The 14,196-nt window shown below is 39.9% G+C and carries 11 protein-coding genes; 9 read left to right on the forward strand and 2 right to left on the reverse strand.

What is annotated here, in order from left to right:
• Positions 1-161: 161 nt before the first annotated feature.
• Together PAND9192_RS16285 and hdcC are read right to left on the reverse strand one after the other, a co-directional pair.
• The gene (locus PAND9192_RS16285; RefSeq protein ID WP_065167963.1) at positions 162-1,304 is read right to left on the reverse strand and encodes a histidine decarboxylase; all 1,143 of its coding nucleotides are present in this window, start codon (positions 1,302-1,304) and stop codon (positions 162-164) included.
• Between the two features lie 58 nt (positions 1,305-1,362).
• Positions 1,363-2,730, reverse strand: coding sequence for a histidine-histamine antiporter (gene hdcC / locus PAND9192_RS16290; protein ID WP_087854589.1), 1,368 nt, complete (start codon positions 2,728-2,730; stop codon positions 1,363-1,365).
• Positions 2,731-2,939: 209 nt separating this feature from the next.
• Between hdcC and PAND9192_RS16295 the strand changes: the two genes are divergently transcribed.
• The 9 genes from PAND9192_RS16295 (at position 2,940) to PAND9192_RS16335 (ending at position 14,148) form a co-directional block, all read left to right on the forward strand.
• Entirely contained in the window at positions 2,940-4,820 is a 1,881-nt protein-coding gene (locus tag PAND9192_RS16295) for an ATP phosphoribosyltransferase regulatory subunit (protein ID WP_087854590.1), read from the forward strand.
• 769 nt (positions 4,821-5,589) lie between these two features.
• Positions 5,590-6,852 (forward strand): RidA family protein, encoded by a 1,263-nt coding sequence (locus PAND9192_RS16300; RefSeq protein WP_087854591.1) that lies wholly within the window; start codon positions 5,590-5,592, stop codon positions 6,850-6,852.
• A gap of 336 nt (positions 6,853-7,188) precedes the next feature.
• Positions 7,189-8,169, forward strand: coding sequence for a tRNA dihydrouridine(20/20a) synthase DusA (gene dusA / locus PAND9192_RS16305; RefSeq protein ID WP_087854592.1), 981 nt, complete (start codon positions 7,189-7,191; stop codon positions 8,167-8,169).
• A 228-nt stretch (positions 8,170-8,397) separates the two neighbouring features.
• Positions 8,398-8,631: an envelope stress response protein PspG gene (gene pspG / locus PAND9192_RS16310; protein ID WP_087854593.1), complete on the forward strand. Its 234-nt coding sequence runs from the start codon at positions 8,398-8,400 to the stop codon at positions 8,629-8,631.
• A gap of 87 nt (positions 8,632-8,718) precedes the next feature.
• Complete coding sequence (locus PAND9192_RS16315) at positions 8,719-9,345, forward strand: TIGR04219 family outer membrane beta-barrel protein (protein WP_087854594.1); 627 nt, start codon at positions 8,719-8,721, stop codon at positions 9,343-9,345.
• A gap of 143 nt (positions 9,346-9,488) precedes the next feature.
• Positions 9,489-9,719 (forward strand): RNA-binding protein, encoded by a 231-nt coding sequence (locus PAND9192_RS16320; RefSeq protein ID WP_087854595.1) that lies wholly within the window; start codon positions 9,489-9,491, stop codon positions 9,717-9,719.
• Between the two features lie 166 nt (positions 9,720-9,885).
• A complete protein-coding gene (locus tag PAND9192_RS16325) occupies positions 9,886-11,700 on the forward strand; it encodes an assimilatory sulfite reductase (NADPH) flavoprotein subunit (RefSeq protein WP_087854596.1) in 1,815 nt (604 codons plus the stop codon).
• Entirely contained in the window at positions 11,700-13,391 is a 1,692-nt protein-coding gene (cysI, locus tag PAND9192_RS16330; protein WP_087854597.1) for an assimilatory sulfite reductase (NADPH) hemoprotein subunit, read from the forward strand. The genes PAND9192_RS16325 and cysI overlap by 1 nt, the downstream gene beginning before the upstream one ends.
• Positions 13,384-14,148 (forward strand): phosphoadenylyl-sulfate reductase, encoded by a 765-nt coding sequence (locus PAND9192_RS16335; RefSeq protein WP_087821957.1) that lies wholly within the window; start codon positions 13,384-13,386, stop codon positions 14,146-14,148. Before cysI ends, PAND9192_RS16335 begins: the two co-directional genes overlap by 8 nt.
• Positions 14,149-14,196: the final 48 nt, after the last annotated feature.

Consider the following 14,196-nt stretch of genomic DNA (forward strand, 5'->3'; position numbering starts at 1 on the left):
TTGTCGGCTATTTATTTCCTCTATCATAAGAAATACATTTATAATAAGTACGACATATAATGGTATTAGATAATAGCCGTTAGGTGTGATATTGCTGGTAAATAGTGGAATAGGCACCAGCAATATCGACTCATAAAGGCGGTAGTTGACTACCGCTTTTTTTATGCTGCAATCGTTTCGCCATTGGCGTCTTTAATCACATCATCAATGAGCGCATCAACTTTTGATGCATCAAGATGGTGCGCTGTGGTGATTAAGTGCGCTTGGCCGCCAGAGGTTGCAAGACAGTGCTTTTTCCATACCGCTTCTGATGGACAAGGGAATACCACTGTAATTGAGTTTTTATTGCACCATGCATTGATGCCTGCGCTTTGTAGGCGCTGTACAGCATGCTGTGCCAGATCTAAACTACGATTGATACGACGCTTAAAATCTTCATGTGTGTGAGATTTAACAGCACACCACATCATCAATGGCGTGTGGCCATTACGAGAACCGGTGATAGTTTTATCGTGAGCAGAGATATAATCAATTTCAACTGAAATCGCATCAACATTGCGCTTTTTAGCAACCACGATACCACATGGAATCGGTGAACCGATCATCTTGTGGCCAGAGACACCAATAGAGTCAATACCATCAGCAAAGTTAAACCCTTGTGGTTCATCAACAAACGGTAGGATCATACCGCTTAATGCCGCATCAGCGTGAATATAGTAATCTTCACGTTTAATACCTAGCTCACCAATCATCGCTTGGATTTTACTAATATCATCAATTGCACCACGTACTGTTGTACCAATATTAGCAAAAATAATTGGGTGCTTTTCGTCATCTTGTTTGATCTTTGCGATCAGATCATCGTAATCAATTTCGCCATTTGGTAATGACTCAACCAGCTGTGACTTAATACGTAATAGTTTTACAATCTTAGCCACAGAGTAGTGAGTGTCTTTTGAGTAGTACAAAGTACCATCAGGGAACAGCTCACGACCAAGGTAGCAGCCGAACATATTACTTTCAGTACCGCCATTAGTAACGTAACCCCAGCTATCCTCAAATGGAATTTTGAAAAGATCAGCAAAGTATTCCATTACTTCTTTTTCAAAATCAAATGAATTAAGCAGATAGTTACAGTACTCAGCCCAGTCACCACAGTTGTTGATTGAGAAGCGCATGAAGCGCTCTAGAATAGTGTAATCAAAGTCAGCTGATTCAGGATAACCAATATTAAAGTATTGGTTTTTTACACAGTAAGCCCAAAATTCGTCAAGTTTGTTTTGATTTTCAATTGATAATGTCATGAGTATTTATCCTCAATATATAATTAGTTGATAGATTTACTTAATAACCAATAATGAATTAGTCATCTAAAGAAAGAATTTTTTCGCCATTTTTCTTACGCTTAGCAGCAATAAAGCTATATAGCGGAATCGTGAGCATCACCATTACTACACCCCAGTACATAGAGTCTGCACCTGAGCCAAGCATCGCGAATAAGCTATAAGCCATCCCAATAACGACTAGAATGCTGTAAATCACGAAGTTGCCACCTTTATTTTGCTTCTTGGCAATCATGATGATTGGAAGTGCAATCACGGCGTAGATGTAAGGTAGTAGTGAAGCAAATACTGACATTAGAATGACAACTTGGAATTGATCGGCAAGGTCAGGTGATGCGGTCATTAACAACACACCACTCATTAATACACCTGTAAAAATCAAGCTTTTCATTGGAACGTCGTTGCGGTTTACAGCAGCAAAGAATTTAGGGAATAAACCTTGCTCTGCACCTGCGCGTGGAGCTTCTGATTGCAGAATCAACCAGCCTGAGATTGAACCGAAACAAGCGATGATACTTAGAATTGATGCGATGGTACCGGCAGTGTCACCAAACATGTAGCGCGCTGCATCAGCAAATGGAGCCGCTGATTTAACAAGCTCTTCATGTGGTACAAGACCCATAATGACACTACAGCTACCGACGTAACATACAGAAGCAATTAGCAAACCATAAACAGTTGCTTTGGGTACGGTTTTTTCAGGGTTTTCAACTTGACCACTAGAAACTACAGCAGATTCAACACCTAGGAAGCCCCATAATGCGATTGATGCAGCAGATAAAATGGCATGACTATTACTTTCACCTGTGCCGTTATAAACCTGAGTAAACATCTGTGGGTCAAACCAGAACCAACCAACAATACCGACACCCAGTACCACGACTAACATACAAATAGCCGTAAAGGATTGTGCGCGACCTGCAGCTTGTGCACCAAGGCTTGCCAGCGCAATAAAGCCCCACAAAATAACAATAGCAACCACAGAGCCTATACTTGGATCTGTAAGTTGTGGGAAAAAGTAACTTAGGTAGCCAATACCAGCGACGAGTAAGGCAACGTTACCTATCCAGGCACTGATCCAGTAACAAATGGTACTTTGAAAGCCAACAAAAGGACCAAAAGCATCAGCAGCATAGGCAACGATGCCGCCGTTTCTTGGTGTTAAAAGACTGGTTTTGGCAAACACAAGCGCAAGTGCGATAACACCTACAATGGTGATAAGCCAGCCCCATAATGAAATGTAACCAACCCCTGCAAGGTTGGTTGGTAGCATAAATACCCCTGAACCCATCATATTTGATGCAGTAACTAAGGTTAATGCGACTACGCCCATTTTTTTGGCGGAGCTAGCACTCATGGTGCTTGAATCGGAGTTTCCGGCAGCCATCTCTATTTCCTCATTTGATTTGATGAGGCAATAGTAAAGTTTCACTTCGTCAAAAGTGTGACCTGTATCAACTTTTTTCTTGCAAAAGTTTTAATTGCAGCCAGTTTTGATTGATTTTTGCGCATAATCAATTAATTTGACTCTGTCCCCTTTTATTGTGGGTATCATATTTATTCATTAATAAATGTTATAGGTTTGAAAGGTGAATCATGCCAAGAAAAGAGCGGTTATTTATTTTAGGGTTGCCTCAAATCATTCAATTGCAGGGGCACAATAAGAGTGATCTTTTTATTGATGACGAGGATTATGACTACTTTCTACAATGTATAGACAAGGCAATTTCGCGCTATGGTGGTGATTTACATAGTTATTGTTTATTAGCAGATAAAGCGTTGCTACTTATAACGCCCAATGAAAAAGAAAATATTGGCGCTATTATTCAGCACGTAGGTAGACGTTATGTGCCTTATTTTAATAAGAAATATCAACGTAGTGGTAGTCTGTGGGAAGGACGTTATAAAAGCTGTCTGGTTGAGCCTGAAAATTATCTATTGCCAAGTATGCATTATATTGAATCTGGTGGAACGCTACTTGATGTTGTGGCAGCGAACTACCGTTGGAGTAGTTATGGCCATAATGCCGGGCTAATGTCACTGCTTCGTATAACCCCTCATGCTGAATATAGTTTATTAGGTAAAACCAGCTTGCAGCGCGGTGAGGCCTATCGGCGTTTTAGTCATAAACCCATTGGCCGTTATATTTTACAGCGAATCACTGAGTGTATTCACCAAAATACGATTTTAGGTATGGCCAAGTTTTGTCAACAACTTGAAAGCCAAGTTCAAGGTAATGTTCGCCCAAGAAAACGCGGTCGTCCACGCAAGAATTATAATATATCAGAACAGCAGTTGAATTTTATTGAAACCAAAATACGATTACTGTGCCAACAATATAGCTATACTGAAATTAAACTTCCTATCATTCAGGATGTTACTCATACACCCGAGTTTTTAAGTTTTTCAATGAACCCTCAGCGCTTAACGTCCTCTAATGATCAAACTATTTTAAGCAGTGATGGTTCATTGAGTTGTTTACAGTTTGTCAATCAGCACCCAACACTGTTACAAGGTAGTCGTATCTGGTATCAAGGGCCTATTTTTCGCCACGCAGCAGATCAAGAAGATCGGCTTGAACAACATTACCAAGTAGGTATAGAAGCGTTTGGATGGAGTAATGATGCCATTGTGGCGGAGCAATTACAGTTACAATACGAACTCTTTAAAGTACTCGCGCTTGAGAAAGAAGTAGAATTGCGGATCAACTTCATTGGCAGTCTGAGTGAGTTCTCGTGTTTTCGAAATGCGCTAACGGCTTACTTTCAACCATTTAGTATTCTATTGAATAGTCAACGCCAAGCATGGTTATCCACGACACCTGAAAAACTGTTAGTTGATTATCCAATAGAACTTAAGCCAGTTATTACCCAAGCACCTAAGTTGAATCAGTTTTTGGCAGAGACAGCTGTCGAGCGATTTCAACAACTGCAACAACTGCTTAATGATATGGGAGTACCTTATATTGTTACGCCAAATCTTTACCCTGCTTCACACTATTCTGACCTGTTGTTTGAGTGGCATAGCGAGCGTATTGCACCACATAGTTTATTGTGCCGTGGCGGCCGTTATGATGAATTTATGAGTCAAACGATGCAGTTGCCGAGTCATGCCTGTGGCTTTGCTTTTATGCTTGATAATCTGATCAAGCTATTGGTGGCTGAAGGTTATCGCCCTGGTGAGTATAATGATTATAAAATTATTGTTATTGCTGACGCTAATATAGATAGCGCCTTAGGGTTTGACGTGTGTCGACAACTAAGACGTTCCTTTTCAGGTGTCGCGGTCATTTTTGACTGTGCTGATCAGTTAGCCATAAAACGTCAAACTAATGCGAATAAAGAAAGTAACAATATTATTGTTATTATTCATGATGATGAACTTATTAATCTGGAATTGATCTGTAAACAACAGCATGAGGTGGGGTTATCGCTTGATACTATTCGTGGTCGTATATCGCATTTAATTCAACGTTAATGTGTACTTGATGAGGGCTATGATCATCATACAAATAGTCTTTACTGTTAGATTAGAAAAACTAATGCCTAAGTGGTATTTTTTTTCATTTCTCAACCAATACAAAATACCTATAATGACGCCCATCGAAACGTGACCGATGCCTTAAATATTTAGAAATTAGGCGATGGTTATACATAAACAGCTTAATCTTTAAGGTAGAAAAATGACTGGTATCATTAATAAAATCGTTGCTCTTTACACGCCTGTATTCTCTTCAATGTACAAAAGCGGTAACATGACTAAGTAACGTTTTTGTTGTTAGCCAAAGCATTGCTCTGACGTTAACAAGAATTTTGAGAAGGCCTTGAACAAACTATTGTTCAAGGCCTTTTTTGTTATTAGAAATTATATATCGATGTCACCATTATCGTTACAAAATACCGATATCAAATAGTTTGACAGTACATTAATTAGTAGTGAGTTGATATGATGTTAAATCAAGCAAAAATAAGCATAATATTTTGATTAAAAACAATTTTACTTTTTATATAGTGCATGTGTTCTAAATAGTGACTGATTAAGTTTGAGCCAATGGTTGACTGATGTAATCGATTGGATGACTTCAAAAATATAAATATTCGTTCTAGATTTGAATAATTAAATACTTATTTTATTTTTATAAAAAACAAATATTTAGAATGTTTATGAGGTTGTGATGTAAGCGTATTTTTACCGCTGCTTAATCTGCAATATTAGCTCGTCCTTATTTAATATAGAGAGAGATAATATGAGCGGTATTATAAAATTATCACGCAATACAGTAACTGCACCTTGCGATCCAGCAGTAACACAAACTGTTGCTTTTTCGCATTACAACAACATTTCTGCACAATTACCGATTGATGTTAAAAGCGGTAAAATTGTTGTCGGCGGTATAAAAGAGCAAGCGACTCAATGTTTGAAAAATATTAAGGCTATTGTTGAAAGTATTGATCATGCAATGCATGATGTGGTCAAAATTAACGTGTATCTTAAAAATATTTGTGATCTTGATAGTGTTGATGATGTTTACGCGACATTCTTCCCTCATTATTTGCCGACGCGAACGGTTATAAGCGTGGCAGCATTACCAATGAATGGCGCATTAATTCAAATGGATGCAGTGATTTCAAATGGTGAGGGTTCGGGTACGCAGGCTCCTTGTGATTTAGTTAAAATTGTTCGTAATACTGTTAACGCTCCTAATAGTCAAATATCAGCTCACACTGTTGCTTTTTCGCATTACAACCATATCTCAGCACAATTACCACTCGATCCCAAAACGGGGAATATTATTGTTGGCGGTGTAAAAGATCAGGCTCGGCAGTGTTTAAAAAATATAAATAGTATTCTTGAAGCGATTGATGTTCCTGCTGACGATATCGTTAAAATTAATATTTATATTGAAAACCTTGCTGATATAGATGCGATTAATGAGGTCTATAGCTGCTATTTCCCTGATTCAGGTATCGCTCGAACTCTTGGTTACATGCCTGCTCGATCAGTGATTGCTGTTGAGGGGTTACCGATGGGTGCATTAGTGCAGATTGATGCAACCGTTTCTCATGGTGATGGTACACCACCACAAGCGGTTGAAGATCGACATGGATTGGTGATCAGAGCTCACAATACAGACAATGCTCCTCAAACAGTGTTATCTTCTCAAATCGTGGCATTTTCGCATTACAATAATATTTCTGGGCAGTTACCGTTAAATTCGATGACAGGTCAGATTGTCGATGGCGGTGTAAATGAACAAGCAAGACAATGCTTAGCAAATATTAAAGCGATAGTTGAAAGTGTTAACCATGTAATGGACGATATTGTTAAAGTTAATATTCAACTAAAAAATATTGAAGATCTGGATGCGGTTAATGACGTTTATATGACGTTCTTTAATGAGCAGCTTCCTGCTAGAACGGTTATTGGTGTTTCTACCATCGCTATGAGTGCTTTAGTACAAATGGATGCAATTGTATCTAACGGCGAAGGTACTCCGCCTGTAGTGTAATAAAAAGAGACACGATAAATGATATTGTTATTATAAAAGCCATATTAACGAATATGGCTTTTCTTGTTTATATACCTTACTTGATACTCCATTACGTATTTTAAGCATTATTAAACCGATTATGGACAAAGGGGGATCCAAGTCTAATCATGGTGACAACCGCTATTTTAAGGTAGAATCCGCGCCTCAAACGATATTTTAGGGACAATTGATGCCTCCTAAACTGTCCCTCATCCGTTTTTGTTTGCTAAATAAAGTTAATATTGGATGAAGAATATTGCAATACCAGTAAGTGGTATTTGCCATAACCACTTAATATGTAAGGAATATTGTAGTATGTATCCTACCGCTCGTTTTTCTGTCGCACCGATGCTGGATTGGACTGATCGTCATTGCCGTTACTTTCATCGTTTAATGAGTAAAGAAGCATTGTTGTACACTGAAATGGTAACAACAGGCGCGATCATCCATGGTAAAGGTGATTTCCTAGCGTATAACGAAGAAGAGCATCCATTAGCGTTACAACTGGGTGGCTCAAATCCAGTCGATCTTGCGCGTTGTGCAAAGTTAGCAGCTGAGCGTGGTTATGATGAAATTAACTTAAACGTTGGTTGTCCATCTGATCGCGTCCAAAATGGTATGTTTGGCGCTTGCTTGATGGGTGAAGCGGATCTTGTGGCACAATGTGTGGCTGCGATGCGTGAAGTCGTGGATATTCCTGTTACTGTAAAAACCCGTATTGGTATTGATGATCAAGATTCGTATGAGTTTTTAACCCATTTTATTCAAACGGTATCAGAGAAAGGTGGTTGTGATAACTTTACTATTCACGCCCGTAAAGCTTGGTTAAAAGGCTTAAGTCCAAAAGAAAATCGTGAAATTCCTGAACTGGATTACCCACGTGTTTATCAATTAAAGCAAGATTTTCCACAGCTGACGATGGCAATCAATGGTGGCATTAAAACCTTTGACGAAATGGAACAGCACCTACAACATCTTGATGGTGTAATGGTCGGCCGTGAAGCATACCAAAGTCCATACTTAATGGCAGAGGTTGATCAGCGTTTATTTGGTAGCGATCGCCCTGTAATGAAACGTCGCGAAGTGGTTGAGGCGATGTATCCTTATATCGAACGTCAACTAGCGAATGGTTCATACTTAGGCCATATTACCCGCCATATGTTGGGGTTATTTCAAAGTATGCCTGGTGCTCGTCAATGGCGTCGTTATATCAGTGAAAATGCCCATAAGCCAGGGGCTGGTATTGAAGTGGTGCAACAAGCACTAGCAAAAATTCCCGCTGAATTGGATGTGTAGCGGCATTTTAACGATATAGATTGATATGGTGAATTTTACGAGTATAAGGTGAAATTAACTAATAAATGGTAAACGCCAATATTTGATATATTGGCGTTTTTTTATATCTATGAAAAATAAACAAAATAATTAATTTAGAGTTGGCGTGAATTGTGCAGTATTGTAAGTGATAATAAATTCAGCACTGTGACTTTATGTGAATGGCGCAGTAAAAGAAAAGGATAATCTATGTTTGAGTTTCTGTTTTTAGTCGCTTTTACCTTGGTGTTGGTGTTTACCGGTGTCAGTTTGATTGGGTTATTGATTGCTGTCGCTGCGGGATTTGCCGTGATGGCGGTTGTTGGAATGTTAGGCTTGGTATTTAAACTGCTACCATGGATTATTGTTATTGCATTAGGGATTTGGTTTTTCCGTGAGCGTAACGCTGAGAAACAGCAGACGTCACGTCATCGTCGCTATTAACTGCGATTGATTGCAGAGTTTTTATACGGCTTCTGATATAATTTTGTGCGATTAATTACATAAAATGATAAAGAGCGGAGACTCGGCATGAAAAAAGTGGTGCTTTCAATTGCAGCAGCAATGACGCTAGCGGCAGCCCTTCCAGCCCAAGCTGATACCTTATTAGGTGTTAAAGTGGGTGCGGATGCATGGTTTACAAATGCAAAAGTAAATGGTCATAAAAGTGATGATACCTCAACATCTTATTACGCATCTTTTGAGCACTTTATTCCGTTAGTGCCAAATGTAATGGTGCGTTATAACGATATTGATACTGGTAATGTGAATTTTGAGCAAAGTGATTTCACTGCTTACTATGAAATTCTTGATAACGATTTAGTCGCACTTGATTTAGGTGTAACAATGACTAAGTTTGCTGGTGTTAAAATTCAGCATCAGAACAGTTTTAGTGATTGGCAGCCAACAGTTTATGCTGCTGCCGAGTTAGGTATTCCAGCAACACCACTTGCAGTATTTGCCCAAGCTAATGCTGGTAAATATGACGGTACGCGTTTGTTTGATGGTCAAGCAGGTGTGAAATACAGCTTAGGTTTGGTTGCTGCTGATCTTAATCTTCGTGCGGGCTACCGTATGATGGATTATGACTTTAAGAAATCCAATTCAAGTGATGTTGAGCTTAATGGATGGTTTGCTGGCGTAGAAGTTGATTTTTAATTAACTGTTAACCAATATTCTGTGATCCAGTTATAAAACCACGATTTTATCGTGGTTTTTTTATTGGCGCTAATTGGGTTTATGTACCACCTTTAAAGGTAAGTAAACTGATTAGATAATATCGATATTAGGGGGAGTAAGTGATGACATTAACTGAATTGAAACACCTATATGCTCGCCAAGATCTTGTTGAAGCACTGGTTGAGCCATCGATTAATAGTGGTTATATTGTTGAATTTCGTCACCGCGGTGGTGGTTTAGTACCGTTAACAGATATCACCGGTAGTGAGCAATGCTATGGTGATGTTGATAGTGCTACACAACAGGCTTTTGATGTTGGTTTTCAACAAGTTAGAATTGCTGATGAATATTAAATCCTACCTGTTTACCCTGATTTGAAAACCAAATAGTGTTATCACTGTTTGGTTTTTTTGTGCGATTAACCTTACAAATGGTTATAAAACATTCTTATCTATTCTTTCTTGTTATTAGCTTAAATAGCTACTCTAACATAACGCAATGAATAGGGATCGTCGTGCTATGTCAATCAATCAACTATCAGCTTTAGCTAGCCCACTCAATGATCAACAAATAGATCAACTTAAGTTAGCTGCTGCAGAATCATCACCCCAACAGCTGGCTTGGATCAGTGGTTATTTTTGGGGTTTGAGCCAATCTCAATCGCCAGCAACAGTTGCTGCTCCCACGTCAAATGTACTTGCCGCAGCCAAGCCTGCCGGCCAATTAACCATTATTTATGCATCACAAACAGGCAATGCCAAAGGGGTTGCTGAAGCGTTACAACAACAAGCTCAGGCACAAGATATTGCCGTTAAGCTGGTTTCTGCTGGTGATTTTAAAGGTAAAAATCTGGCTAAAGAAACTCATGTCATCATTGTTGCTTCAACACATGGAGAAGGTGAGGCCCCTGATGATGCAATTGAGTTACATGAATTTTTACAATCAAAGAAAGCCCCTAAATTACCTGACTTACATTATGCCGTTATTGGTTTAGGGGATTCGAGTTATGAGTTTTTCTGTCAAACGGCAAAAGATTTTGATCAATATCTAGCAAAATTAGGTGCTCAGCCAATGCTAGAGCGATTAGATTGTGATGTTGATTATGATGCTGCGGCAGCTGAATGGCAGTTGCAGGTATTGAAAAAAACTCAACAAACGTTATCAACCGCTGAAGCTGAAGTGGTGCAACTACCTGTAGGCCAACATCAAGCAGCTACTACGGTTTATAATAAACACCACCCATTTAGTGCCAGTTTATCGGTTAGTCAAAAAATCACTGGCCGTGGCTCAGACAAAGATGTGCGTCATATTGAGATCGACTTAGAAGAGTCAGGATTAACTTACCAACCCGGTGATGCGTTAGGAGTATGGTTTGAAAATGACCCCCAATTGGCAGATGCCATTTTAGCCAAACTTGGATTAGAGGCAGACACCTCAGTCGATGTTGATGGCAGCACTTTAAGTCTTCGTGATGCTCTAATCACTAAATATGAAATTACCGCATCAAATCCACAGTTTGTAACCAAATATGCAGAGCTTTCAAGTAGTAAAAAGTTACAAAAGCTGGTGGCTGATCGTGAAAAACTGCGTGAGTATGCTGCCAAAACTCAAATCATTGATGTACTAGCTGAGAAGAAAACCATCTTAACTGCAGAGCAATTAATTGGTTTATTACGTCGCTTAACGCCACGTTTATATTCGATTGCCTCAAGCCAACAAGAAGTAGGTGAAGAAGTGCACTTAACCGTTGGTGTGGTTGAATTTGAACAAGCGGATGAGCAACGCCAAGGTGGCGCATCAAGCTTTTTAGCCCAGCGCTTAGAGCAAGGTGATGCAGTGAAAGTGTTTGTTGAAGCCAACCATAACTTTAAATTGCCTGTCGATGATAATACGCCAGTGATCATGATTGGTCCGGGAACAGGTATTGCACCGTTCCGTGCCTTTGTTCAAGAGCGTGAAAACCGTGAAGCAAGTGGTAAGAATTGGTTATTTTTTGGAGATAGAACCTTTACCGAAGATTTTCTCTATCAAGTTGAGTGGCAAAAATATTTAAAATCTGGAGTTGTGACTCAGATGGATGTCGCTTTTAGTCGCGATCAAGCCGAGAAGGTGTATGTTCAGCAACGTATTTTAGAGCAATCAGTACAGGTATGGCAGTGGTTACAACAAGGCGCACATGTTTATGTCTGTGGTGATGCAACTCATATGGCAAAAGATGTTCATCAAGCCTTGTTAACTGTGATTGAGCAGCAAGGGAATAAAACGCGCGAGCAGGCTGAGCAGTATCTTAACGAGCTGCGTAAGGATAAGCGCTATCAAAGGGATGTGTACTAATGACAGAGCAAAAATTATCAGATAACGAACGTCTAAAGCGCGAGAGTAATTTTCTTCGTGGCACCATTGAACAAGATCTTGGGGATCGCATTACCGGTGGCTTTACCGCTGATAACTTTCAGTTAATTCGCTTTCATGGAATGTATCAGCAAGATGATCGTGATATTCGTGCTGAGCGTGCTAAGCAAAAATTAGAGCCACTCCAAAATGTAATGTTGCGTGCGCGTATGCCGGGAGGAGTGATCACACCTAAGCAATGGCTTGCGATTGATAAATTTGCCGATGAGCACACCTCTTATGGCAGTATCCGTTTAACAACTCGTCAAACGTTTCAGTTTCATGGAGTACTAAAACCTAATATTAAGCTGATGCACCAAACGCTAAATAAAATTGGTATTGATTCGATTGCAACAGCCGGAGATGTTAACCGTAACGTGCTGTGTACCACCAATCCAGTAGAATCTGAACTTCATCAACAAGCGTATGAGTGGGCGAAAAAAATCAGTGAGCACCTATTACCTAAAACCCGTGCTTATGCGGAAATTTGGTTAGATGGAGAAAAACTAGAAACAACTGATGAAGAACCAATTTTAGGCAGTAATTATTTGCCGCGTAAGTTTAAAACCACAGTGGTTATTCCGCCGCAAAATGATGTTGATGTTCATGCTAATGATCTTAACTTTATTGCGATTGCAGATAACGGCCAGTTAGTCGGTTTTAATGTCTTAGTCGGTGGTGGTCTAGCAATGACCCACGGTGATCATACTACTTATCCTCGTCGCGCTGATGATTTTGGTTTTATTCCATTAGAGAAAACATTAGATATTGCAGCGGCGGTAGTTACCACTCAACGTGATTGGGGTAATCGTTCCAACCGTAAAAATGCCAAGACTAAATACACCTTAGATCGCGTCGGTAGTGACGTATTTAAAGCTGAAGTTGAAAAGCGTGCTGGGATTAAGTTTGAGGACAGTCGACCTTATGAGTTTACCGATCGTGGTGATCGTATTGGTTGGGTTGAAGGTATCGATGGTAAGCATCACCTAGCGCTGTTTATTGAAAATGGACGCTTATTGGATTATCCAAATAAGCCACTAAAAACAGGTGTGGCTGAAATTGCGAAGATTCATAGCGGTGATTTCCGTATGACGGCTAACCAAAACTTAATTGTTGCGGGTGTATCGGCAAAAGATAAAGCTAAGATCGAGCAAATCGCTCGTGATCATGGTTTGATGGATGACAGTGTCAGTGAACAACGTAAAAACTCGATGGCGTGTGTCTCGCTGCCAACCTGTCCATTGGCGATGGCGGAGGCCGAGCGTTTTCTACCTGAATTCGTGACTGATGTTGAAGGAATTTTAGCCAAACACGGCTTGAATGAAGATGAAAATATTATTCTGCGGGTTACGGGGTGTCCAAATGGCTGTGGCCGCGCGATGTTGGCCGAAATCGGCCTCGTAGGTAAAGCGCCGGGACGCTATAACCTTCATTTAGGCGGTAACCGTAACGGTACGCGTGTACCAAAAATGTACCGTGAGAATATTACTGTGGTTCAAATTATGGATGAAATGGATAGTTTAGTCGGACGCTGGGCAATGGAGCGTCAACAGAATGAAGGCTTTGGTGATTTTACCATTCGTGCTGGCATTATTGATGAAGTAAAAATATCGATGAGGGATTTCTATGCCTAAATTTCAACTGGCTGAGTTGCTTGAACTGCCAAAAGTGAGTCAAATTATTCAGTTGGCTGAGATTAATGCCATGCTGGAGACACTGACAGCGCAACAACGAGTGCAATGGGCATTAGAGAACCTTGAGGGTGAGTTTGCGTTAGCTTCTAGTTTTGGAATCCAATCGGCAGTGATGCTACATCTGGTCACGCAAGCGAAAGCGAATATTGCAGTGGTATTAACTGATACTGGGTATTTATTTCCTGAAACCTATCAGTTTATTGATAGTTTAACCAAGCAGTTAAACCTCAATCTTCATGTCTACAGCGCCAAACAAAGTGCTGCATGGCAAGAAGCACGTTATGGCCAATTGTGGCTACAAGGTGTAGATGGGATTAAACAATATAACCAGCTTAATAAAGTTGAGCCGATGCGACGAGCATTAAGTGAACTCAATGTGAGCACCTGGTTTTCTGGTTTACGCCGTGAGCAAGCAGATTCTCGAGCGACATTACCGGTATTAGCGATTCAAAATGGGCGGTTTAAGTTTTTACCCGTGATAGATTGGAGTAATGAAGATATCGATGCTTACTTGCAACAACACGGGTTACCTTATCATCCATTAAAACAGCAAGACTATTTATCGGTTGGGGATACCCATACTACCGTTAAATGGCAACCGGGTATGACCGAGCAAGAAACCCGCTTTTTTGGTCTTAAACGTGAATGTGGATTGCATGAAGACAATGATACTGAATCGCATGGTTCTGGTATTTGATAATACGATAAATATCGAGGTTTAATAAAAAACAAGGCAGCGTTTAGA

This window comes from Photobacterium andalusiense, from assembly GCF_900185625.1.
In the GTDB taxonomy this organism is placed as follows: Bacteria; Pseudomonadota; Gammaproteobacteria; order Enterobacterales; family Vibrionaceae; genus Photobacterium; species Photobacterium aquimaris.